General features: G+C 41.8%; 20 protein-coding genes. 9 read left to right on the forward strand and 11 right to left on the reverse strand.

Translation table 11 applies throughout. The annotated features are described in order from the left end of the window. Positions 1–238 precede the first annotated feature (238 nt). From epd to GZH31_RS03445, 8 genes are all read left to right on the forward strand, one after another. A complete protein-coding gene (gene epd / locus GZH31_RS03410) occupies positions 239–1,255 on the forward strand; it encodes an erythrose-4-phosphate dehydrogenase (RefSeq protein ID WP_118844029.1) in 1,017 nt (338 codons plus the stop codon). 41 nt (positions 1,256–1,296) lie between these two features. Next, entirely contained in the window at positions 1,297–2,472 is a 1,176-nt protein-coding gene (locus GZH31_RS03415) for a phosphoglycerate kinase (protein ID WP_036970748.1), read from the forward strand. 193 nt (positions 2,473–2,665) lie between these two features. Next, positions 2,666–3,730, forward strand: a complete 1,065-nt coding sequence (fba, locus tag GZH31_RS03420) for a class II fructose-bisphosphate aldolase (RefSeq protein WP_036970746.1) — start codon at positions 2,666–2,668, stop codon at positions 3,728–3,730. A gap of 160 nt (positions 3,731–3,890) precedes the next feature. Continuing rightward, positions 3,891–4,325 (forward strand): IS200/IS605 family transposase, encoded by a 435-nt coding sequence (gene tnpA, locus GZH31_RS03425; protein WP_036970631.1) that lies wholly within the window; start codon positions 3,891–3,893, stop codon positions 4,323–4,325. Between the two features lie 415 nt (positions 4,326–4,740). Next, positions 4,741–5,691 (forward strand): porin, encoded by a 951-nt coding sequence (locus GZH31_RS03430; RefSeq protein ID WP_075593156.1) that lies wholly within the window; start codon positions 4,741–4,743, stop codon positions 5,689–5,691. 147 nt (positions 5,692–5,838) lie between these two features. Then, positions 5,839–6,528: a phosphate regulon transcriptional regulator PhoB gene (phoB, locus tag GZH31_RS03435; RefSeq protein WP_036970740.1), complete on the forward strand. Its 690-nt coding sequence runs from the start codon at positions 5,839–5,841 to the stop codon at positions 6,526–6,528. Positions 6,529–6,582: 54 nt separating this feature from the next. After that, on the forward strand, positions 6,583–7,914 hold the full coding sequence (phoR, locus tag GZH31_RS03440; RefSeq protein WP_036970737.1) for a phosphate regulon sensor histidine kinase PhoR: 1,332 nt from the start codon (positions 6,583–6,585) through the stop codon (positions 7,912–7,914). Positions 7,915–8,005: 91 nt separating this feature from the next. Next, positions 8,006–8,974, forward strand: coding sequence for a PstS family phosphate ABC transporter substrate-binding protein (locus GZH31_RS03445; protein ID WP_065978046.1), 969 nt, complete (start codon positions 8,006–8,008; stop codon positions 8,972–8,974). Between the two features lie 53 nt (positions 8,975–9,027). On the opposite strand, the gene mdoH is transcribed toward GZH31_RS03445, so the two are convergent. From mdoH to GZH31_RS03495, 10 genes are all read right to left on the reverse strand, one after another. Further along, on the reverse strand, positions 9,028–11,010 hold the full coding sequence (gene mdoH, locus GZH31_RS03450) for a glucans biosynthesis glucosyltransferase MdoH (RefSeq protein WP_036970731.1): 1,983 nt from the start codon (positions 11,008–11,010) through the stop codon (positions 9,028–9,030). Continuing rightward, a complete protein-coding gene (locus GZH31_RS03455) occupies positions 10,982–12,646 on the reverse strand; it encodes a glucan biosynthesis protein (RefSeq protein ID WP_180311377.1) in 1,665 nt (554 codons plus the stop codon). Before GZH31_RS03455 ends, mdoH begins: the two co-directional genes overlap by 29 nt. 397 nt (positions 12,647–13,043) lie before the next feature. Beyond that, the gene (locus tag GZH31_RS03460) at positions 13,044–13,283 is read right to left on the reverse strand and encodes a hypothetical protein (protein WP_036970723.1); all 240 of its coding nucleotides are present in this window, start codon (positions 13,281–13,283) and stop codon (positions 13,044–13,046) included. Positions 13,284–13,340: 57 nt separating this feature from the next. Next, on the reverse strand, positions 13,341–14,192 hold the full coding sequence (panC, locus tag GZH31_RS03465; protein WP_180311378.1) for a pantoate--beta-alanine ligase: 852 nt from the start codon (positions 14,190–14,192) through the stop codon (positions 13,341–13,343). Then, entirely contained in the window at positions 14,192–14,986 is a 795-nt protein-coding gene (panB, locus tag GZH31_RS03470) for a 3-methyl-2-oxobutanoate hydroxymethyltransferase (RefSeq protein ID WP_036970718.1), read from the reverse strand. The genes panC and panB overlap by 1 nt, the downstream gene beginning before the upstream one ends. A 29-nt stretch (positions 14,987–15,015) precedes the next feature. Then, entirely contained in the window at positions 15,016–15,504 is a 489-nt protein-coding gene (folK, locus tag GZH31_RS03475) for a 2-amino-4-hydroxy-6-hydroxymethyldihydropteridine diphosphokinase (RefSeq protein WP_180311379.1), read from the reverse strand. 2 nt (positions 15,505–15,506) lie between these two features. Beyond that, on the reverse strand, positions 15,507–16,793 hold the full coding sequence (gene pcnB / locus GZH31_RS03480) for a polynucleotide adenylyltransferase PcnB (RefSeq protein ID WP_257473674.1): 1,287 nt from the start codon (positions 16,791–16,793) through the stop codon (positions 15,507–15,509). Positions 16,794–17,086: 293 nt separating this feature from the next. Continuing rightward, positions 17,087–18,031, reverse strand: coding sequence for a tRNA glutamyl-Q(34) synthetase GluQRS (gene gluQRS, locus GZH31_RS03485; protein ID WP_065978051.1), 945 nt, complete (start codon positions 18,029–18,031; stop codon positions 17,087–17,089). Positions 18,032–18,051: 20 nt separating this feature from the next. After that, the gene (gene dksA, locus GZH31_RS03490; protein ID WP_036970706.1) at positions 18,052–18,495 is read right to left on the reverse strand and encodes an RNA polymerase-binding protein DksA; all 444 of its coding nucleotides are present in this window, start codon (positions 18,493–18,495) and stop codon (positions 18,052–18,054) included. A gap of 211 nt (positions 18,496–18,706) precedes the next feature. Next, the gene (locus tag GZH31_RS03495; protein ID WP_036970703.1) at positions 18,707–19,696 is read right to left on the reverse strand and encodes an AraC family transcriptional regulator; all 990 of its coding nucleotides are present in this window, start codon (positions 19,694–19,696) and stop codon (positions 18,707–18,709) included. Positions 19,697–19,843: 147 nt separating this feature from the next. On the opposite strand from GZH31_RS03495, the gene GZH31_RS03500 reads away from it, so the two are divergent. After that, positions 19,844–22,393, forward strand: coding sequence for a penicillin acylase family protein (locus GZH31_RS03500; protein WP_118844034.1), 2,550 nt, complete (start codon positions 19,844–19,846; stop codon positions 22,391–22,393). Here GZH31_RS03500 and sfsA read toward each other — a convergent pair. Next, complete coding sequence (gene sfsA, locus GZH31_RS03505; protein WP_074988886.1) at positions 22,383–23,102, reverse strand: DNA/RNA nuclease SfsA; 720 nt, start codon at positions 23,100–23,102, stop codon at positions 22,383–22,385. The two genes, GZH31_RS03500 and sfsA, sit on opposite strands and share 11 nt — an antisense overlap. Positions 23,103–23,250: the final 148 nt, after the last annotated feature.

The raw sequence follows: 23,250 nt of genomic DNA on the forward strand, positions 1-23,250 counted from the left end.
AGTGTAAGGTCGATTACCAAAACCAGGGTCATCTAAAACACCTAAAACCACTTTATTTAAGCGCACCCTCTTATAAAAAAGTGTAAGGTCGATTACCAAAACTAGGGTCATCTAAAACACCTAAAACCACTTTATTTTAGCTTGCCCTCTTATAAAAAAGTGTAAGGTCGATTACAATACCGTCATCTAAAAGGCAGCTGTCTTTATCTGCAAGCAAATAGAGTGGATTTTCTTCTTCATGGCAATCAAACTTGCAATCAATGGTTTTGGTCGTATTGGGCGTAATATTGTCCGAGCCCTTTATGAATCAGGGCTTGAAGATCAAATCAAAATTGTCGCTATTAACGAATTAGCTGACCCTAAGGGCATTGCCCATCTCCTTAAGTACGATACATCCCACGGTCGTTTTTCGTTTCCTGTTAATTTAGGTGAAGATACGCTAACAGTCGCAGGTGACTCTATTGCGCTATTTGCCGAAGAGAATCCGGCAGAATTGCCCTGGCAAACCCTTGATGTCGATGTTGTACTTGAATGCACGGGTGTTTATCACTCGCGTGAACATGCTAAGTTACATTTAAATGCAGGGGCTAAAAAAGTACTTTTTTCGCAACCTGCAGATGCCGACGTTGATGCAACCATTGTGTATGGTATCAACGACGATGAATTAAAAGCAGCGCATACAATTGTTTCTAATGGCTCATGTACAACTAACTGTATTGTGCCTGTGATTAAAGTATTAGATGATGCATTTTCTATTGAATCTGGGGCAATCACGACAATTCATGCCTCGATGCATGATCAACAAGTGATCGACGCTTATCATCACGATTTACGTCGTACCCGTGCGGCAAGCCAGTCTATTATTCCTGTAGATACAAAACTTGCCCGTGGTATCGAACGTATTTTACCTAAGTTTCATGGCCGCTTTGAAGCCATTGCCGTGCGTGTACCGACGATTAACGTCACCGCGATGGACTTAAGCGTCACGGTAAACACTGATGTTGATTTAGGCGACGTTAATCAAGCACTTAAGTTAGCAGCAAAAGATCGCCTTGAAGGGATTTTAAGTTACACTGAAGAGCCGCTGGTGTCGGTAGATTTTAATCATGACTCACATTCTTGTATCATAGATGGCACTCAGACACGTGTTAGTCATAAACGACTGATAAAGTTGTTAGTGTGGTGCGATAATGAGTGGGGATTTGCGAATCGTATGCTCGATACAGCGCGTGCGATGATGGCTGTAAGCCAATAACTTATAACTATAATTTAGTATCGTTAACAAAGGAGAAGTCCATGTCGGTCATTAAAATGGCAGATTTAGATTTAAACGGCAAACGCGTGTTAATTCGTGAAGATTTAAATGTGCCTGTAAAAGAAGGTAAAGTGACCTCTGATGCACGTATTCGTGCAGCATTACCTACTATTAAATTAGCGTTAGAAAAAGGCGCAAAAGTAATGGTGATGTCACACCTTGGCCGCCCTACGGAAGGGGAATATGATGAAGCGTTTTCACTCGCCCCTGTCGTTAATTATTTAAATGATGCGCTTGAGCAAACGGTTCGTCTTGAAAAAGATTACCTTGATGGCGTTGACGTGGCAGATAATGAAGTGGTTGTTTTTGAAAACGTACGTTTTAACGTAGGTGAAAAGAAAAATGATGAAGCATTATCTAAAAAGCTAGCTGCATTATGTGATGTTTACGTGATGGATGCATTTGGTACGGCTCACCGTGCACAAGCATCAACGCACGGTGTTGGTTTATTTGCCGATGTAGCGTGTGCAGGCCCACTTTTAGCCGCAGAGCTAGACGCTTTGGGTAAAGCGCTTGATAACCCTGCGCGTCCTTTAGTGGCTATCGTTGGTGGCTCTAAAGTGTCGACTAAGTTAACCGTACTTGATTCACTATCAACAGTGGTTGATCAACTTGTTACGGGTGGAGGTATTGCAAATACTTTCATCGCAGCAGCTGGTCACCCTGTAGGCAAGTCTTTATTTGAAGCTGACTTAATTGACGAAGCAAATAAATTAAGTGCCGCTGCAAAAGCAAATAATGGTGAAATTCCAGTGCCAACTGATGTTGTTGTTGGTAATGAGTTCTCAGAATCGGCTGTTGCGACATTGAAAGATGTGAATGAAGTAACCGATGAAGATATGATTTTCGATATTGGCCCAGATACAGCGAAACAGCTTGCAGATATTATTGCAAAAGCAGGCACGGTTGTGTGGAATGGTCCAGTTGGCGTATTTGAATTTGACCAATTTGGTAATGGCACGCGTGCGATTGCTGAAGCTATCGCAAATTCAAGCGCATTCTCAATTGCGGGCGGCGGTGATACGCTTGCTGCGATTGATAAATACGGCATTGCCGATAAAGTGTCTTACATTTCAACAGGTGGTGGTGCTTTCCTTGAATTTTTAGAAGGGAAAAAATTACCAGCAGTTGCTATGCTAGAAGAGCGTGCTAAGTAATTAGTACGAACACCAGCGTGGTTATTTAATTACGCTGGTTTGGCTGTTTATAAAATACCTCTCACCCTTATTTTATAGACAGTTTTTGCGGTAAGCGATGGCTTCTCGTGATGCAGTGATGCATCAAAAAATAATTTATCCGTTCAAACTAGATGGTAGGAAACTACTGTCGATACAATTTGGAGAATACCAAATGGCTTTAATCAGTATGCGACAACTTCTTGATCATGCAGCTGAACATGGTTATGGCGTACCAGCGTTTAACGTTAATAACCAAGAGCAAATGCGTGCAATTATGGAAGCAGCTGACAAAACTAACAGCCCAGTAATCGTACAAGGCTCAGCTGGCGCACGTGCATATGCTGGCGCCCCTTTTATTCGTCATATGATTTTAGCAGCTGTTGAAGAATGGCCACATATCCCTGTCGTTATGCACCAAGACCACGGTACGTCACCTGGTGTGTGTCAACGTTCTATTCAATTAGGCTTTTCATCAGTCATGATGGATGGTTCATTGATGTCTGATGGTAAAACACCTTCAAGCTATGAGTACAACGTAGAAGTTACTCGTCAAACAGTTGAAATGGCGCACGCGTGTGGCGTATCAGTTGAAGGCGAGCTAGGTGTACTCGGTTCTCTTGAAACTGGTGAAGCGGGTGAAGAAGATGGCGTAGGCGCAGAAGGCAAGCTTACAACAGATCAAATGCTAACAGATCCTGAAGAAGCGGCTGACTTCGTTCGTAAAACTCACGTTGATGCACTGGCAATTGCGTGTGGTACATCACATGGTGCATACAAGTTCACGCGTCCACCAACAGACGATATTTTAGCGATTGATCGCATCAAAGAAATTCACGCGCGTATTCCTAACACACACTTAGTTATGCATGGTTCGTCTTCAGTGCCGCAAGAATGGTTAGAAGTAATTAACCAATACGGTGGTGAGATCCCTGAAACTTATGGTGTGCCAGTTGAGCAGATCATCGAAGGTATCAAGTATGGCGTGCGTAAAGTGAATATCGATACCGATTTACGTTTAGCATCAACAGGTGCCATTCGTCGTCACCTTGCACTAAACCCTGCGAATTTCGATCCGCGTAAATATTTAGCTGAAGCAACGAAAGCGATGACAGAAATTTGTGTTGCTCGCTATGAAGCATTTGGCACAGCAGGTCAAGCAGGTAAGATCAAACCTATCTCATTAGATGATATGCACCTGAAATACTTATCAGGTGAACTTGATCCTAAAATCAAGTAATTGATACTAATATAAAAAACCGGCTTTAATTGCCGGTTTTTTATTTTCGGCCCTAAACCACCTACTTCAGTAGGTGGTTATCATCATTTAGGCTTTGCCTGAAAAAATACTCATGTTAATTCCTTACTTGATTTTTAGCGAAGTCATATAAGGAAAAAACATGAGTAGATACGAGAAAGCATCGCATGTGTATTGGCGATGTCAATATCATATAGTCTGGACGCCAAAGTATAGGTTCAGAATATTGAAGAACAAAGTAGGCAGAGATGTTTACAGGTGCATACAAGTTTATTGTGAGCAGTTAGGGTGCAAAGTAGTCGAGTTAAATGTGCAGGTTGACCATGTTCATTTGGTAGTAAAGATACCGCCGAAGTTATCAGTCTCGAAATTAATGGGTGCTTTAAAGGGAAAAATAGCGTTAAAGCTATTTAGCAAATATCCATACTTAAGGAAAAACAAGTTATGGGGAAACCATTTTTGGCAGAGAGGGTACTTCGTAGATACTGTAGGGATAAATGAAGAAATAATAAGGCGGTATGTCAGGCACCAAGAAAAGGAAGAGGTGCAAGAGCAGGCGCAGTTAACACTCCAGTAAACAACGCCCCCTTCTAGGGGGCTAATGCAAAGCCACCTTCTTTAGAAGGTGGATCTTTTACTGCCTCGATCTTAACGGATCAGTGTTTTACTTACTGTTTATTTTAAGATCATTGTTTTACTAACCATAAATAGCCCGGATCATTATTTTACTAGTTTTAGGATGATCATTGCCTATTTTTGTTTAACTTTTAAACAAGCGGGTAACGTGTTGAGCATTAAATCAAAGAGTTAGTAGACTAACTTAGTAAGATCATGATCCGAAATAGATCGGCTTGGTAAAAATCTGATCCTGACTCGCCGAAGTTAGTAGATCAGTGATCTGAAATGTTTATCTTAAATATACTGTTTAGAACTTGACCAATATGGCTTTATGTTCGATTTTTAAGTTATTGCTTACATTAAGGATCGCTACCATGAAAAAAACCGCCATTATGTTCTCGAGCTTTGCAATGTGCCTACTTTCTTTTAATAGTGTTGCTGAAGCCGTTGATATATATGGTCGGGCGCATTTAGGGGTTGCCAATAGTGACACCAATGAAGGAAGTAAAACATCAGTTGAAAGCTACAGCTCGCGGATTGGAATTAAAGGCAGCGGTGAAATAAATGAGGGTCTGAAAGCGGTTTATAAGTTTGAGTTTGCTGTAAATGCAGCAGATCAAGATAGCGATGGTAAAACCGAAGAAAATATCTCTGCGCGTAATCAGTATGTCGGTTTACAAGGCAGTTATGGTCAAATTGTTTTAGGCCGTCATGATACTGCCCTTAAAATATCACAAGGCAAGATTGACCAAATGAATGACTTTAATGGGGACGTTAAAGCATTGTTTAATGGTGAAAATCGTTTAGGTGATGTCGTACATTACAGCTCACCAATTGTCGGAAACTTACAATTTGTTGTGACGTATATTGCTGAAGACAATTCAAAGCAAGATGATGAAACAGGCATCTCTGCTGCCTTTATATACGGTGATAGCAAACTTAAAAACACACCTTATTTTGTAAGTGTTGCACATGACAGTCAGGTTGCGGGTTACGACATCACGCGGTTTACTGCACAAAGCAAAATAGGTGATCTTGTGATTGGGGGCATGTATCAACAAAGTGAAAAAGTATCAGGCTCAGATACTGAAGATGGTTTTTTGCTTAGTGCCTCTTATAAAATTGATAAGTATAAGTTACTTGCTCAATATCAAGACTCAGAAGGAGACTTTGGTAAATTAAAAGACTCTGGCACCGGAACATCGGTCGGCGTTGAGAGAAGCCTTTCGAAACAAGCACGTATGTATATGTGGTATACGCAGTTTTCACTCGATAATAAAGCTGATGAAGATCACCTTGCTGTAACATTAAGGTATGACTTTTAAGGTGTAAAAAAGCATATTTAAGCGGAAAACCATTCATTTTTACTGAGTTTTTTTGGTGCTTTTTGAATTACTCGTTAGACTTTCATAAAAATGTCATACTTAGTCATAATAATGAAACCAGTTCGCTAACGAAAGAGATAAATTGGAATGTCACGTAAAGTACTAGTCGTCGATGACGAAGCGCCTATCAGAGAGATGCTGGTTTTTGTTTTAGAGCAAAATGGTTTTCAAGCAATTGAAGCCGAAGATTATGATTCTGCAATTGAGGCAATGGTTGAGCCATACCCCGATATGGTTTTATTAGACTGGATGCTACCCGGTGGAAGCGGAATTCAGATTGCGAAGAAATTTAAGCAAAGCGAATATACACGTCAAATCCCTATTATTATGCTAACAGCCCGCGGTGAAGAAGAAGATAAAGTACGCGGTCTTGAAGTGGGTGCTGATGATTATGTTACTAAACCATTTTCGCCAAAAGAATTAATGGCCCGTATTAAAGCGGTTATCCGCCGTGTATCGCCGACTTCACTCGAAGAGGCTATTGAAGTACATGGTTTGCGCCTTGACCCTATTTCACATCGTGTCACCTCTGAGGGAAGCGAATTAGATATGGGACCTACTGAATTTAGACTACTGCATTTTTTCATGACTCACCCTGAACGTGTTTACAGCCGTGAACAATTACTTGATCATGTATGGGGAACAAACGTTTACGTTGAAGACCGTACTGTTGATGTACATATTCGTCGTTTACGTAAAGCGATAGCACCCCTTGGACATGACAGGCTCGTACAAACTGTGCGTGGTGCAGGTTATCGTTTTTCAAGTAAATTATAAGTGCGTTGGCTGACTATATTCAGCTAATTTACATTCTTAAGGTAAAGTGAGTGTATGTATCGAGTAGTCAATAAACAGGCGTTAGCAAAACGCCTGTTTATGTATTTCTTACCTTTGTTATTAGTTGGCGTGCTTGTAGGTGCGCCATTTTTGCTTTTATTTTTAGGCTCCTTTGCACTACTGATTTGGCATTATCATCAACTCTATCGCCTTAGTGATTGGCTCCTTAATCAGCGTAGCTTCAACCCACCTGAAGGTGAGGGAGCTTGGGAGCAAGTTTTTGAAGGGATCTACCATTTACAGCATCGTAATCGTAAAAAGCGTAATGAACTGGCTGATTTAATTCGCCGTTTTCGTGATGGTGCAGAGGCGGTACCTGATGCGGTTGTGGTGTTGCAAAAAGATCTGAGTATTATTTGGTGTAATCAACTCGCGCTTAAAGTATTGGGCTTACAATGGCCAACGGATCATGGACAGCGACTCGATAACCTTATTCGTGATCCTAAATTTGCTAAATATATGCACCAAGCCAGTTTTGATGAGCCACTGGAGCTGGATGGTGGTCACAGTTATGAACAAATACTCGAATTTAGGGTCATGCCCTATGCAAGCTCGCAGTTAATGATGGTTGTTCGTGATGTCACGCGACTAAAGCAATTAGAGCAAATGCGTAAAGACTTTGTGGCCAATGTATCACACGAATTGAGAACACCACTTACGGTCGTGACTGGTTATTTAGAAATGCTTGATGGCGATAACATGCCACCGCCAAGTATGTGGAATAAAGCGCAAACAACGATGCTCGAACAATGCAAACGCATGGACAGTCTAGTAAACCAACTCTTGTCATTGTCTCGCATTGAAGGCGCTCGCCGTCAAGACAACGACAAGCCTGTGAATGTGCCAAAGTTACTCACCTATATTCACACAGAAGCACAATCGCTGAATCAAGATAAAGGCCATGAGCTTATTTTTAATGTCGATAGCCATTTAGATATTAAAGGTGCTGAGGATGAGTTACGCAGTGCATTTTCTAATTTGGTATTTAACGCCATTCATTACACTAAGCCTGGCGGTAAAATTGTGGTCGATTGGCAGCTTAAAAATAATCAGGCTGCGTTTAGTGTCACTGATAACGGTGATGGTATTGCCAGCGAACATATCAATCGCCTAACAGAGCGTTTTTATCGAGTAGATAAAGCACGTAGTCGCACAACGGGTGGCTCTGGCTTAGGTTTAGCGATAACAAAACATGTACTTACACGTCACGATAGTCATTTGAATATTAAGAGTAAAGTTGGTGAAGGATCGACATTTTCGTTTGCCTTTAGCAGCGATAAAGTCGTTCGCTTACCAGACTCTTTAGAAATTAATGCAAAGTCATAAAACTGTCATTTTAGGGTAATCTAACTGTCATCTAGTGTCTTTAGAGTAGACTGCAGTTAGGAAATGGGACGAACAAATCGGAGTAACCCCTATGAAATTTAAAAATCTCGTTGCCGCAATGGGTGTGGCTGTAACAACATTTGTATCAGCTCAAGCAGCTGCAGTTGATAAAGATATGCCTGAGTACCAAAAAACAAGTGGTATTTCTGGTAACTTTTCATCTGTGGGCTCTGACACACTTGCCAATATGATGACCTTTTGGGCGGAAGAATATAAACGCTTTTACCCAAATGTAAACATCCAAATCCAAGCAGCGGGTTCTTCAACTGCGCCTCCAGCACTGACAGAGGGGACTGCAAACTTCGGCCCTATGAGCCGACGTATGAAGTCTAAAGAAATTGAAGCTTTCGAGAAACGTTATGGTTACAAGCCTACAGAAGTTCGCGTTGCAATTGATGCGCTAGCGGTTTTTGTACATAAAGATAACCCAATCGAAGGTTTACGTATTGACCAAGTGGATGCTATTTTCTCTTCAACTCGCAAGTGTGGTGCTGATGCTCAAGTAAATCGTTGGAGTGATGTAGGTTTAACAGGTGATTGGGCTGCAAAAGATATCCAACTTTATGGTCGTAACTCAGTATCAGGGACCTACGGTTACTTCAAGAAAAAAGCATTGTGTAAAGGTGACTTCCGTAACAATGTAAATGAGCAACCAGGTTCTGCATCGGTTGTTCAGTCAATCTCTTCGTCAGTGAATGCGATTGGTTACTCAGGTATCGGTTATAAGACATCGGGTGTACGTACTGTGCCACTTGCTAAGAAAGGTGATAACTTTGTTGATGCGACATTAGAAAACGTTGCAACGGGCAAATACCCACTTTCTCGTTTCTTATACGTATACGTTAACAAACACCCTAATAAGCCACTTGCACCTATTGATGCAGAGTTCTTAAAAATGGTGTTATCAGTAGATGGTCAAAAAATTGTTGAGAAAGATGGTTATGTGCCGCTTTCAGGCAAGATGGCAATGGCTGAACTTAAAAAGCTAGATCTTCTGTAACAATCAATACAGACAGTGATAAAAGAACCGCTCAATGAGCGGTTCTTTTCGTTTTAGCTTTTAGCAAAGAGTTTTGCTTTTATGCGTTGCTGAGCAAGGCGAACTTGTTTGCGCTTTTTGCCAGGCTTAGCTTTAAAGCTTTGGATTGGCATCACCGTTGGGGTCTCGGTTGGTAATGCGGGAATGTTAAAATTAGCGTGCTCGTCTTTAGGAAGACCAATCTCTTGCTGATGCACACGAAGTGCTGCCAGAGTGTCATCGTTTTGCACTTCGCTTGGGCATAAGAATAAGCCCAATTTACGCATTTTTATGCCTAATCCTATACTACTTGAGTAACGTACAATCGGGGCTGCTAAAATCAGTCCAACTAAAATAGGTGATAACCACCAAAAGAAAGTCGGGGTATAGTAATAAGCTACACCACCCCAAATAATAGCGGTGATGGTTGAAAATAGAGTATACCCAATTGCTTCTTGCCACGGCACCATGCGTCCTTCACGAGGCTGCGCATCCCAGCTAACTTTCTTACCAAGAAATACACACACTACAAAGTAGCTATGAAACACCATCATGAGTGGCGCGATTACAATAGCAAATACGCTCTCAATGAGTGAGCCTGCGATCAATTTTACACTGCCACCAAAGGCTTTATTGCGATGCACTAAAGTCACTATCAATCCCATAAGTTTTGGTAAAAGTAGTAATACCGCAGTGATAAATAGCAGTGAATCAATTAAATCAGTTTTAGCAATTTGCCAAGTAGGAAATAGCTGGTACGCATGGTTAAAATACACATCACTATTCAGTGCACGCGTAACTGCATCCAAGGTACTTAATGCCAGCATAGATAACCAAATAAGTGATGAGATATACGCTGTGGCACCAAATAAAAAGTGCATTTTACTCATCAGTTTCAAACCTGATTTTGGCAATAAACCGAGATGCTGAATATTACCTTGCACCCATCGTCTGTCGCGAATTGCGTAGTCTAGAATGTTGCTCGGTACTTCTTCATAGCTGCCTTCAATATCGCTGAGTAATAATACATCCCAACCAGAACGGTGTAGCAGTGATGCTTCAACAAAATCGTGACTTAAAATCTCTCCACCAAAAGGGGCATTGCCTTTTAATACAGGAAGACCGCAACATTGCGTGAAGGCTTCAACACGAATAATTGCGTTGTGTCCCCAGTAATTTGCTTGATTGGTTTGCCAAAATGCAGAACCTGTCGCCAGCATAGGGCTGTATAAGATTGAGGCGAATTGTAAAAATCGACCAAAAAAAGTATCTTGGCGAACCGGAATCGGAATCGTTTGAATAAGGCCTGATTTTGGATTACTGATCATGCTTGTGGTTAACTCAAGCATACATTTTCCTGTCATGATGCTGTCAGCATCAAGTACAATCATGTGCTCGTATTGACTTCCCCAGCGTTCACAAAAATCAGTGAGGTTACCCACTTTACGGTGTTTATTATCTTCACGACGACGATAAAAAGTATGCTGAGCTAAGTCACCTAAACGTGCCGTTAATGCATTCCATGCTTTTAGTTCATTGCGCGCAATCTCTGGATCTTGTGTATCACTAAGTAAATAGAAATCGAAGTTCGGCATTTGGCCCGTTTTAGCGAGCGATCGAAGACTCACTTCAAAACCAGCGATCACACGCTCGGTATCTTCGTTATAAATTGGCATCACGACAGCTGTTTTAGTCTGGCTTAGTGCATGTTCGTTAATTTCAATGGGCTTTTGACGTTTAAGCGTCAGTGGGTCAATACGCAGCAGTTGTAAAATAAAGCCCATACAGCCACTACAAAAGGCTGTTACGATCCACGCGAAGGTCACTGAAAATAAAAACAGCAATGCGTACTCAAGCGGTGTCATGCCGTTAGAATTTAAAATATCGAACATGATCCACACACCATATGCAGTAATCGCTAGCGCAAGGCATGAAAATAGCCAAACGCGAGTTTTCTTAAATGGCATTGCGGTTGGTGTTAATGTTTTGCTATTGGACGTCATTTGGATACCAGACATAGCTCCATACCTCGCTGATTTCTTTGTCACGTAGTTTTAACGATAAGCGCATATCGACAGGCTTATCTCCCTCTGGCGCCACTTTAAACGCGACGCGCCATCCTTGATTATTCGGTAACTGCTGAACTGTTTTATCGCTAATCTCACCTGATGACAGTGCTAAATCGGCCTTCATAGCAAAATTTGCAGACAGTTGATTGATGTTTTCACCACTGAAGTCAACAGTAAATTGACGGTGACTTTTTGGTGGTGGATTCTTTTCGCCAGGCAGGGCTGCACTGCCTATGCGTGTTCTTAAAACACTCGCTTTATCCTGAGATGCAAGGGTTGCATTAAAAGTTGATAGCTTATAGCTGAAACTTAAGCTATCGCCTGCTTTCATCGCTTGCTCAGGCACCCAGTAGCTAACAATGTTGTCGTTAGTTTCTGTGTCTGTGGGAATCTCTACCAGCTCAACGCGGCCTTTCCCCCACGAACCCATTGGCTCAATCCACATACTCGGGCGGTTATGGTAATGTGCCTCTGTGTCTAAGTAATTGTTAAAATCACGGTCACGTTGTGCGAGGCCAAATCCCTTCGGATTATCATAACTAAATGATGTAACACTTAATTTTTTAGGGTTGTTAAGTGCTCGCCATACCCATTGACCCTCTGCTGATTGCATTAATAGGCCGTCTGAGTCATGTACTTCTGGACGGTAGTCATCAAAAAACTTGGTGCTGTTTTCACCGTGATAAAACATACTTGTTAGTGGTGCTATACCCAGTTTTTTAATATCTTTGCGGGCAAAAATTTGCATCTGAGTTTTTACTTCAGTGTTTGTCGAAGGTGTTAACTCAAAACGATATGCTCCAGCAACAGATGGGCTATCAAGCAGTGCATAAAGCACGATAGTTGTGTCTTCAGGCGCTGGTTTTACTAACCAAAATTCTTTAAACACGGGAAATTCTTCGCCCGAGCTAAGAGCAGTATCAACCGCAAGTCCGCGGGCTGAAAGGCCATAGACTTGGTGTGGGCCCACTAAACGAAAATAAGAGGCACCTTGGAATACCGCAACTTCATCTTTGTATTCGTTATTATTGAGCGGAAAATGCAGACGAAAACCGGCATGACCCAACTGAGTATTCTTAATTGCAGTGCTTATTTCTGCTTCCAACGGAGCCGCGGTTGCATCGTAACGATAATAATCAGTTTTAAAAGGCAGGCTTTTAACTTCGGCATTTTGCTCTAGGGTATTAATTGCCACCGGTGATTTATATAAAAAGCCAGGATGAAATAATTGCACTTCATATAAGCTTTGATCTTTCCAGATTGCTTGATCTGGGCGAAAGCGAATAGCACGGTAATCTTGATAACCAATGCTGGTTAATGCTTCAAGTTCTAAATCTTTTGGTGCGACATACGGCTCAGAGGCTAACTTTTTAGCGCGAGCAGTGATTACATCAAATAGTTTCTCTTGTGGAATTGTGATCATCGCAGGCTTTTGCTCAACAACGGTGTGCTGTGTTTCAGTTTCTTGTGGCTGAGTTTGGTTTTCAGTTGCGTAAGTATGGCCTGCACTCATGGCTAATAATACGCCCAAGAAGGTCTTCTTTTTAACAGCGCTGAAGAGCTTAGTTCGGGTTTCTGGTTTCATTAATTTTTCCTTTAGCCGTAAATCACGTTTATTCATTCATACCTCTCAGCAAAAAGTGAACCTAAAAAAACACTAATAATCTCAATGACTTTGAGTTGGTACAGCTAAATGCGAAGAGTAAATTTTGAAATTAGTGAGAAACAATTACACGGTAGCAGTTGTTAATTCGTCACCAATATGGAGAAGTTTAATGAACGAAAGCTTGCCCTAATATGAATAGCTTAAAGGATGAACAAAAATATGAACAAAATTAGCAGAGGCTTAATTGAAAAAGTGAAATTGTAATCGAGAAGGAAGGTGCAGGCACTGAACTGACACATACCAATTCGCAATAACACTCAAAATAGAATGTTTAATTAAGTAAATTGATATAATTCAGTGCCTCAGAAAGGCAAATTTATTTAACTTCGCCTAACTTTTCTGCATTCGCTTTACATTGATTGTAAGCTTCGATGCACTTGTTACTACAGACTTTATGAACTAAGCCATCTGCGGTGCTTTGCTGTTCGCAGCTGGCTTCGCATTGATAGTTTTGTTGGGCACATTGTTGCATTTCTGGGTTATCAATCTTGCTTGAGCAAGCTGCTAACAAGGTGAATGCAAACAATGATGCTGCAATAGCTGGTAATTTTTTCATGCTTATCCCTAGTTTATGGCTATTCTTTTAAATCCATCTTACCCAGATTGTTGAAACTTAATCCAGCGTAACTTGCAAATTATCAATTAAACGAACCGATCCTAAGAAGGCTGCGGCCAAAATAACCAGTTGTTTATCCGCTGCTGATGCAGCTTTTAGCGTTGATCGTTCGGCAATCGAGTAATAATCAGGTTTTAGGCCTGCGCCTTCAAGCGTGGCTTTGGCTTTAGCTTCTAATTCAGCGAAATTCGTTTGGCCTTGTTTTAGCTGCTCAGCCGTCTCGTTAAGGGTTGCAAATAATACTTTTGCGGTGTCTTTTTGCTCATCAGACAAATAGCCATTACGTGAGCTCATAGCAAGGCCTGATATTTCACGGCACGTAGGTACACCGACAATCTCGACAGGGATAGAGAGATCGCGTGTCATGGTTTTAATCACTTGCAGTTGCTGAAAATCTTTTTCACCAAAACAGGCAAAGTCAGGTTGCACAAGATTGAATAACTTAGTCACAACGGTAGCGACACCTTTAAAATGGCCGGGACGTGAACCACCGCAATAACCCATCGACACGCCAGGTACATCAACAAAGCTTTGTTCACCAAGGCCATTTGGATAAATGGTTTCAACTGACGGCGTAAACACGATGTCAGTTTCAAGTTCTGCTAGGCCTTGTTTATCTTCGTTGAGCGTGCGCGGGTAGTTGTCGAGATCCTCATTGGCGCCAAATTGCATAGGATTAACAAAAATACTGACGACGACTTTATCGGCTAACGTTTTTGCTTTTTCAACTAATGAAAAATGCCCTTGGTGCAAGTTGCCCATGGTTGGGACGAGTGCAATGCTAAGTCCAGCTTGACGCCAAGCTTTGATTTGACTACGTAACGATTTTATTTCAGTGATTGATTGCATTATTTAAACTCATGTTCGGTACTTGGGAAAGCACCACTTTTTACATCTTCACAATACTTTTGCACGGCTGCTGGCATATTCCCTGTTTCAAGTAAAAAGTTTTTTGAAAACTTAGGGATATAACCAGCTGAAATGCCGACGAGGTCGTGCATAACTAAAATTTGTCCGTCGGTTTGATTGCCAGCACCAATTCCGATTGTAGGGATAGTTAATTCATCGGTAATACGCTTAGCCAATTCACTAGGAATACACTCTAATACCAATAATTGTGCACCTGCAGCTTCAAGCGCTTTAGCATCGCTAAGCATTTTATCAGCTTGTGATTGTTCGCGGCCTTGAATTTTAAAGCCGCCAAATACGTGCACAGACTGAGGTGTTAAACCTAAATGACCACACACAGGTATGCCTTGTTGCGTCATTGCGCGGATGCTGTCGTGTAACCACTCGCCACCTTCAAGTTTGATCATGTTGGCACCAGCACGCATTAACTCGGCTGCATTTTTACACGCATCGGCAGGGTTTGAGTAGGTCATAAAAGGTAAGTCAGCGATGATGAATAGCTCGCGGCTACCGGCGCGGACACACCGTGTATGGTAAGCAATTTCGCTGTTCGTTACTGCTAATGTGTCATCACCACCTTGTAAAACCATGCCCAGTGAGTCACCGACTAAAATCACTTCGACGCCATTATCATGAAACAATTTTGCAAAGCTGGCATCGTAAGCTGTAAGCGCGGTAATTTTTTGTTTTTCGTGTTTCATTTTATTAAGAGTTGAAACGGTGATTTTAGACATAATTTCCTCTAAGGCTTCGCCTAGGTTGATTACTGCTGAGGGAGTTTTTGTAAATCGTTTAAAGGCAACGTTTTTGTTATATCAGCAAGTGATTGGTTATTCGGTAAAACAAGAGAAGGAGCTATCTCTAATAAAGGATAAACAACAAACTCTCTCTCAACGAGGCCATAATGAGGCACGGTGAGGCGAGGCGTGTCGAACACTTGGTCACCAAATAATAGAATATCAATATCAAGGGTGCGAGGTCCCCAACGTTCTTCTTTACGTACACGGCCATGATCACGTTCTACTGCTTGGGTTAAATCGAGTAGTTGCTCTGGTTGCAGAGCCGTTTTAATACACGCAACCGCATTGACATAGTCGGGTTGATCTTGTGGCCCCATTGGCTTACTTGCGTAATCATGCGATACGCAAACCAGCTCAATTTCTGGTAGCCCTTGTAATGCTGCAATAGCATTACGAATTTGTGTACGTGGCGCATTTAAATTTGCGCCTAACCCTAAATACACTATGTTCATGTTTATTCTGCTTTTTTCTTACGAGGTCGACGGCGGCGTTTAGGACCACCTTGATGGCCAAGTGCCTTAACCATCTCTTTTTGGCCATTTATATCTTGGCTTAAATACGCCGTCCACCACGTAGCAAGTTCCTGATGTTGCTGCTCACCAGCTTGAACACGTAATAGTAAAAAGTCGTAGGCAGCTTTAAAACGAGGCTGTTGCGTTAACCGGTATGCGCGTTGACCACCGCGTTTATCAAGGCGTTGTTGAATATGCCAGATATCTCTAGCGCCTAACGTAAACCGTTTAGGTACGGCAACATGTTGTGCGCTTTCACTGAGTACCTTATTCATCGCTTGTGCAAATGCATCAAACTCAGAAAGTTGGTCACGTTGCTGTAATTTTTTAGCGATGTCTAATAACGGGAACCACAATAGTGCAGCGAATATAAACGCAGGGGTTACTTTTTTCTCTGCATTGATACGTTTATCTGTGTTTTTAAACATTTGCAGAATAAATGCGTGCTCGAGTCCATCTGGGTTAGCATTCAAAATTTTATCAAGGGCAGGGAATAGGGCTTTGAAAAGGCCATAATGACGCAACATGATATAGTTTTCTTCTGCTTTACCATTTAAAAACAGCTTAAGTGACTCTTCAAATAGACGTGCAGGAGGAATGTGGTCTAATAAGCTTGCAAGCTCTTTCATTGGCTTTTCTGTCGAAGGCGCAATGGTCATGCCTAACTTTGTTGCAAAACGAACTGCACGCAGCATACGTACAGGGTCTTCACGGTAGCGGGTTTCTGGATCGCCAATTAATTCAACCTGTTTGGCTTTTATTGCACTAATACCGTTGGCGTAGTCATAGATGCAAAAATCATTAATTGAATAATACAGCGCATTAATTGAGAAATCTCGACGTTCGGCGTCTTCTTCAATACTACCGTACACATTATCACGCAGCAGTTGCCCATGTTCGCTTGATTGGCTAACGTGGTTTTTTTCTTCGTCGGCTTCATGATGGCCGCGCATCGTAGCAACTTCAATTATTTCACGGCCAAACACAATGTGCGCTAAACGAAAGCGACGACCAATTAGGCGACAGTTACGAAATAGTTTTTTGATTTGTTCTGGCGTCGCATTTGTAACTACGTCAAAGTCTTTAGGTTGTTGGCCTAACAATATATCTCGAATACAACCACCGACTAAGTAAGCATCGTAGCCACCTTCTTTGAGGCGGTATAATACTTTGATTGCATTTGGGCTAAATTGTTTGCGTGAAATACCATGTTCACTGCGCTCGATCACCAAAGGTAACTCGCTCGTTTGTGCGGCATTTGTTGAAGTCGAGGCATTTGGGCCGATAATTTGCCGACAAAATTGAAAAAGCTTGGAAATAATAATCTGTCTCCTACGACGCGGACTTTGCGACTCATCAAGTATAGCGTGTGTTTTTTCACTTCGTCGATATGAGATTGAGTCAGTAAATGTGTGTTTTATATGACGCTACAGTATGGTGTTAATGATTCGCACACTTTGGGTCGCTATCATATACCAGCGTGGCTCAAAAATTAAGTTACTCTGCCTTTAAAATTGGCAATTTATTTTGTAATGACTTGAAAATCACAAAAAGTGGCGTGTGGATTCTCACTAACTTGTATTTCGAGTGCTGTTGGGATGTTTTCAATACGGTAGGCTGAGATTGCCCAATTAAGCATTTCTTCGACTGTTGAAGACAATAGAGCAGGCTCTGGGTTTAAACCTAAAAAACGAAACGCATCAAATAATGCTGGTTTTGGCGCACGTTTTGATATGGCCGGTGCGTAGTTTTGTTTTGATAATTTAAAACCGGGCTTTGCAACAGCCAATGGTAGATGCGCGTAGTTAGGTGCTGGTTGCCCTAGTTGCTTAAATAAGCTGAGTTGTCTTGCTGTTGGCTCGAGTAAATCGGCTCCACGCACCACGTGGCTTATTCCTTGTGCAATATCATCGACGACGACAACCAGCTGATAAGCAAATAAGCCATCACTTCGTTTTATAAGGTAGTCTTCTTTAGCAAGTCGGCTGTCAATATTCACCTGACCTTGAATAAGGTCGTGATATTCACTCGTCGCAAATTGCTGAGTTAAGCGCAGTGCAGAATCGTTTAATGGGTGATGTTTTGATTTGCAATACCCTTGGTATATTCCGCCCATTGCTTTGATTTCTTTTCGTGTGCAATGACAGGCGTAGACAAGGTTCTTTGAAATGAGTGCGTCAACAACGGCTTGGTATTCAGTATGGCGTTTAGTTTGGTAGATAACGCCTTCGTCCCAGTGCAGACCATACGCTTCTAGAGTGCGTAATATGTCATCGCTTGCGCCGGGTACAACACGGGTTGTGTCAATGTCTTCTATTCGGACTAGCCACTTACCTTGATTTGATTTTGCATCAAGGAAGCTGCCCACAGCCGCTATTAATGAGCCAAAGTGCAATGGCCCAGAAGGTGATGGCGCAAAACGGCCCCTGTATGTGCGCATAGGCGCATTAACGGCTGTGGTAGACATAGGTTAATTAATGTATGTAATTAACCGCGTCCTGATTGTTTTTCTTTAATTTCCGCAAGCGTTTTACAGTCAACACATAAATCAGCTGTTGGACGCGCTTCTAAGCGGCGGATACCAATTTCGATACCACATGATTCACAATAACCAAAGTCATCATCTTTGATTAATTGAATTGTTTTTTCAATTTTCTTGATCAGTTTACGTTCGCGGTCACGAGTGCGAAGCTCTAAAGAGAACTCTTCTTCTTGTGCTGCACGGTCTACTGGATCTGGAAAGTTAGCTGCTTCATCTTGCATGTGCGATTTAGTACGGTCTACTTCGTTACGTAAATCGTTACGCCAAGCTTCTAAAATTGTTTTAAAATGAGCACGTTGTGCATCATTCATATACTCTTCACCCGGCTGTTCCTGATACGGCTCTAACCCGGCCTGAGCCAATAACCCTAGTCTTTTCTGGTCTGGCATAACTTTCTCCTAAATCCTTAATATTTTGCCCAGCATTAGCCGGCGGCTATAAATAGCAGAATCTTCTGTTTGAGGCAAATTTATTTTTTAATTAATCCTGTATGCCCCAACTTATCGACTTTAAAAATAAGAATGGGCGGTTTTATTCGTTTACACGGCCCGTGCAATTTTTAATTTGCTAAGTTATATGGGCAAAAAATCATATTACAACTTAAAACATGTGTTCATTGAGAAACTTTTTGGGGGTTGTGTCGTACCAGCGTTTAAATGCGCGTTGTAAAGCACTCTGCTCTGAAAATCCCAGTTTATTGCTGATCTCAAGCACTGAATAGCCTTGCAGTAACATGCGTTTTGCGTGTTGTTTTCTTTGCTGATCAATTAACTTTGTGAAGCTTAGTTGCTGCCCAGTGAGGTAGCGCTGCAAACTGCGTTTCTTTAAGCCTAATTGTAATGCGGCTTGCTCAACACTTGGAATAACAGGGAATTGGCAGGCAATAAAGGCATTTAATTCATTTATATGATCTGCATACGGCGTTAAATCTCCCGCTTGCGATAACAAGAGTTGTTCAAGCTCTGGGTTTGGCGAGTGTAAACGGCTATTAAGTAGTTTTTCATTAAAAATAAGGCTGTTGGATTTGGCACCAAATTCGATAGGGCAGTTAAAAGTATGCTGATAAATGTGCACACTCGCAGTGCTCGGAATGGGTCTGGTAAGGGTTACTTTTTCAAGCGCAAGTTCAGCGTTCTGCTGGCAGCAGTGGTTTGCAAACGATAACCAACTACTAAACAGTTCATCTACCATGTAATGTCGTATTGGGCTTCGTGCATGCCAGCTCAGTTGGCATTGCTGCTGCACTTTTCTCAGCTCTATTCGACCAATGTTTCTTACCAGTGAATTTAATCTTTGCGCATGCTGCAGCGCTTTCTCAAGATTTTGGCTCACCAAGGCGACATGCCCCAATAGCCCCCAGTTTTGTGCTTTGAGTGATTGACCAAACAAAAGGCCTATATGCTCTTGCTTAAGCTGGGTGTCAGCATAATGCATTAACGATTCGTAATCTGATACAGGAAATCGGTAGCTAGTTTCATTGAGATAACAGCGGCGCTCAGCAAGTAATGCATGCAGCTGTTCTTTTTCAAGCCCTTGTTTTTGTAAGAAATAGACCAAGGAGCGAATGATTTGGCTATTGACATAAAACATAGTCGTTCATTTTTTATTATTATTAGCAACAGTTAAGCTGCATGACTAGGCGCGCAAAGTCAATATTTTGCGTGGAGGGTCAAGATTTAGTCTTTTAATTAAGGCAAGCTGGTTGATGGATATAATACTCATAATAAAGGAAGCACAATGAAACTTCATCCAATAATGTTCAGCATTGCAGCCGCATTTCTTGCTGTAGGTTGTAACTCAGATAACGATAATAAAACCGTTGAGCCCCCCGTTACGACAACACCCGAACCTGAAGATGTTGTAAAGGTCGCAATACCTACTTTTGCAGATAACAAGACGCTTGATGCCAATATTCGTTGGACAAGTTATGGCGTCCCACATATTACAGCATCAAACCTTGAAAGCTTGGCATTTGGCAGTGGCTATGCTTATGCAAAAGATCATGCGTGTTTATTAATGGATCAAATAATTAAAACCCGCGGCGAGCGTGCTAAATACTATGGCCCTGATCAAGTTGCGGGGAGTGGTGATTCAAAACACTTAATCTCTGATTTTGGTTATAAAGCACTAGGTGTAAATGAGTATGCGGCGGAACATTATGCTGAATTAGATGAAACAAGTCGTGCTCATTTTGAAGGGTTTGTGCAGGGCTTCAATAAATATGTGACTGATACGGGGGCTGAAAATTTAGCGCCTGAATGTGCATCTCAGCCTTGGGTTATTAGCTTAACGGCTCAAGATATGCTGGCTTATTCAATGGCGACAGTGCAACTTGCAAGCTCAGCTAACTTTTTAGAATTAGCATTTTTTGCAAACCCAGGTGATGGTGATGAGTATTTGCCTGTGCCAAGTGGTAGTGAACCGAGTGCCGTTTCGAGCCTTGTTAAAAATATAAATCAGCAAGCAAAGCAATTTAAGTTAGAGAAGAAATTTGAGCACTTGGGCTCAAATGGCTGGGGGCTGGGTAAAGAGATGATGGCCAACGGTCAGGGCGGATTATTAGCAAATCCACATTTTCCTCATGAAGGAAATTTGCGTTTTTGGCAGTCACACTTAACAGTCCCTGGTGCCATGAATGTGATGGGTGGGAGCCTGCAAGGCATGCCTGGCGTTATTAATATAGGTTTTAATGAACATGTGGCCTGGACGCACACCTTCTCGACGGCACGTCACTTTTTAATTTATCAGCTCGCATTAAATGAAAATGATCGCATGAGTTATGGTGTTGAGGGGGAGCAACACACTATTACCAGTAAAATGGTAACGGTGGAGGTTGCTGTGGGGCCAAACACAACGATTGAGCTTACAAAACCATTTTATTACAGCCACCATGGTTTGATGCTAGAAACGCCTGCTGAAAGAGGGTTAGGCTGGAATGACACTCAAGCATTTACCATAAAAGATGCCAATGAATTTAATATGGATGTTGTAGCGCAGTGGTCAGCACTCAACCAAGCCGTGAGTCTTGATGATATGAAAGCGTCATTCGCTCAGTTTGATGGGGTGTCGTTTAACAATACGATGGCAACAGATAAAACGGGCACTGTTTTTTACGTTGATGACAGCACAGTGCTTAAATTAGATGACACTGCTAACCTAGCAATTCGTTTGCAGCCTGAGCTCGTTGCTTTGAGGGAATCAACGGGCTTTGATTTGGTGCCTGGCAACATGAAGCTCTTTGAAAGCCAAGGTAAGGTGCCTTTTTCTGAAGCACCCCAGCTTACGCGGACAGACTATGTACAAAACTCGAATGATAGTTATTGGGTGACAAACTTAAAACAGCCTTTACTTGGTTTTGCTGCGCAGTATGGTGATGTACATAAGCCTTTATCACTAAGAACACGAATGGGTCTGAAGTTATTGCAAGAAGGCGGGGGAGAAGACGGTAAATTTACACTTGATGAATTAGAACAGGCATTAATTGGCAATCGTATCTATTTAGGTGAGCTGGTATTTACCGATTTAGCCTCACAATGTATTGCCCAAGGAAATACACCGGTGCAAGTTTCAGCGGGTATTGACGTGGATATTAGTCCTGCCTGCGATATCGTTGCTAACTGGAATGGTGCTATGAACTTAGATACAGAAGGTGCTGCATTGATCCGTGAGTTTGCGCATCTATTTAATCCTTCAGCACACTTATATAACAACTTTGATGTTACAGACCCGGCTAATACGCCTCATACTCTACGCCAAGATAAAGTTGCATTAAAAGCGCTGGCGCACGCTATGTTAAATGTGCAGGCGAATGGGGTGCCATTAACAAGTACTTTAGCTGAGCTTCAGTTCGTAGAAAAATCACTGGCCGGAGGGCATGCTTCAGGTGAGCAGCTTCCATGGGCTGGGCCGATGCATGTTGAGGGAGGCTTTAATGTTTTCAGATACGATAGAAGTAATTTAACACGCTCTACTCTGATACCTTATGCTGATTATCAAACATTACCGGATGCAGTTACAGGCCAACCTTTAGCGTCAAATTTATCAGCGCAAGGCTACCCTGTGAACTATGGTTCAAGCTGGATGTTTGTGATGAATTTTACTGAGGATGGACCGGTTGCTAAAGGATTATTAACCATGTCACAGAGCTCTGATTCACGTTCAGAGCACTTTGATGATCAAAGCCGTTATTATTCTCAAACAGCAAAACTCAGACCGTTATACTACAAAGAAGCAGATATAGAACAAAATCTGATCGATGAAATTGATATCTCAATGACTAAGCAATAAACGGCACTTCTTCAGCCAGTACAATGTGACTGGCTGAAATCTCTGCTTTATAAGCATATACTTCTACACCACAGTCAACGGCGTGTACTAATAGTTCGCTGTATTTAGCATCTATATGTGATGCGCCACTGACTGTATTAATTCCTTGATGTAATACAGCAAAAAGCAAAACAGCTCGGTGCCCCTGTTGCACCATTTCTATTAACTCGCGCAGGTGTTTTTGTCCTCGCACTGTTTTAGCATCGGGAAAGTAACCTTGGCCAGTTTCTGGCTTTTCTTCTGATAGCAAGGTCACTGACTTAACCTCAACATAGCAATGAGCGGCGTTTTCAGCCGTTAATAAAAAATCGATGCGGCTATTCTCTTGACCGTATTTCACTTCAGCTTGCAGTGTATCGTAGCCATCAAGCTGCTTGATAAGATGATTTTCGAGAGCTTCTTGAACGACTTGATTAGCAACTGCAGTATTAACACAAATTAAATGCCCATGTTGATTTTGGGTGAGTTGTAACGATTGCGGGTATTTACGTTTTGGGTTATCACTGGTTGAGTAAAACGCGTTAAAACCTGGCTCGGCACAGCCTGTCATTTTGCCTGTATTGGCGCAGTGTGCTGTAAATTGTTGATTATCTTGCGTGACTAAATCAGCTAAAAATCGCTTATAGCGCTTTAATAAAGTGGCTGATTGTAATGGAGGATTAAATTTCATTATTTTGTTTTTATTTGAGCTTTTCTATATTGTAAGTGAATAACCAAGCAGAGTGCACCTTCGTTGTCATTTAAGGCGTTATTTATCGCAAGCGGTTGGGAACTGACGTAGCCTGTAGTAAACTCAGTGAACAATTTTTAGCGCAAAA

The sequence above is a fragment of the Pseudoalteromonas sp. JSTW genome, assembly GCF_013423925.1.
Classification (GTDB): Bacteria; Pseudomonadota; Gammaproteobacteria; order Enterobacterales; family Alteromonadaceae; genus Pseudoalteromonas; species Pseudoalteromonas lipolytica.

Bases quoted from the DNA above. Each gene is read 5' to 3' on its own strand.
- epd (WP_118844029.1), top strand. From the start codon at position 239: ATGGCAATCAAACTTGCAATCAATGGTTTTGGTCGTATTGGGCGTAAT.
- GZH31_RS03415 (WP_036970748.1), top strand. From the start codon at position 1,297: ATGTCGGTCATTAAAATGGCAGATTTAGATTTAAACGGCAAACGCGTG.
- fba (WP_036970746.1), top strand. From the start codon at position 2,666: ATGGCTTTAATCAGTATGCGACAACTTCTTGATCATGCAGCTGAACAT.
- tnpA (WP_036970631.1), top strand. From the start codon at position 3,891: ATGAGTAGATACGAGAAAGCATCGCATGTGTATTGGCGATGTCAATAT.
- GZH31_RS03430 (WP_075593156.1), top strand. From the start codon at position 4,741: ATGAAAAAAACCGCCATTATGTTCTCGAGCTTTGCAATGTGCCTACTT.
- phoB (WP_036970740.1), top strand. From the start codon at position 5,839: ATGTCACGTAAAGTACTAGTCGTCGATGACGAAGCGCCTATCAGAGAG.
- phoR (WP_036970737.1), top strand. From the start codon at position 6,583: ATGTATCGAGTAGTCAATAAACAGGCGTTAGCAAAACGCCTGTTTATG.
- GZH31_RS03445 (WP_065978046.1), top strand. From the start codon at position 8,006: ATGAAATTTAAAAATCTCGTTGCCGCAATGGGTGTGGCTGTAACAACA.
- mdoH (WP_036970731.1), bottom strand. From the start codon at position 11,010: ATGTCTGGTATCCAAATGACGTCCAATAGCAAAACATTAACACCAACC.
- GZH31_RS03455 (WP_180311377.1), bottom strand. From the start codon at position 12,646: ATGAAACCAGAAACCCGAACTAAGCTCTTCAGCGCTGTTAAAAAGAAG.
- GZH31_RS03460 (WP_036970723.1), bottom strand. From the start codon at position 13,283: ATGAAAAAATTACCAGCTATTGCAGCATCATTGTTTGCATTCACCTTG.
- panC (WP_180311378.1), bottom strand. From the start codon at position 14,192: ATGCAATCAATCACTGAAATAAAATCGTTACGTAGTCAAATCAAAGCT.
- panB (WP_036970718.1), bottom strand. From the start codon at position 14,986: ATGTCTAAAATCACCGTTTCAACTCTTAATAAAATGAAACACGAAAAA.
- folK (WP_180311379.1), bottom strand. From the start codon at position 15,504: ATGAACATAGTGTATTTAGGGTTAGGCGCAAATTTAAATGCGCCACGT.
- gluQRS (WP_065978051.1), bottom strand. From the start codon at position 18,031: ATGTCTACCACAGCCGTTAATGCGCCTATGCGCACATACAGGGGCCGT.
- dksA (WP_036970706.1), bottom strand. From the start codon at position 18,495: ATGCCAGACCAGAAAAGACTAGGGTTATTGGCTCAGGCCGGGTTAGAG.
- GZH31_RS03495 (WP_036970703.1), bottom strand. From the start codon at position 19,696: ATGTTTTATGTCAATAGCCAAATCATTCGCTCCTTGGTCTATTTCTTA.
- GZH31_RS03500 (WP_118844034.1), top strand. From the start codon at position 19,844: ATGAAACTTCATCCAATAATGTTCAGCATTGCAGCCGCATTTCTTGCT.
- sfsA (WP_074988886.1), bottom strand. From the start codon at position 23,102: ATGAAATTTAATCCTCCATTACAATCAGCCACTTTATTAAAGCGCTAT.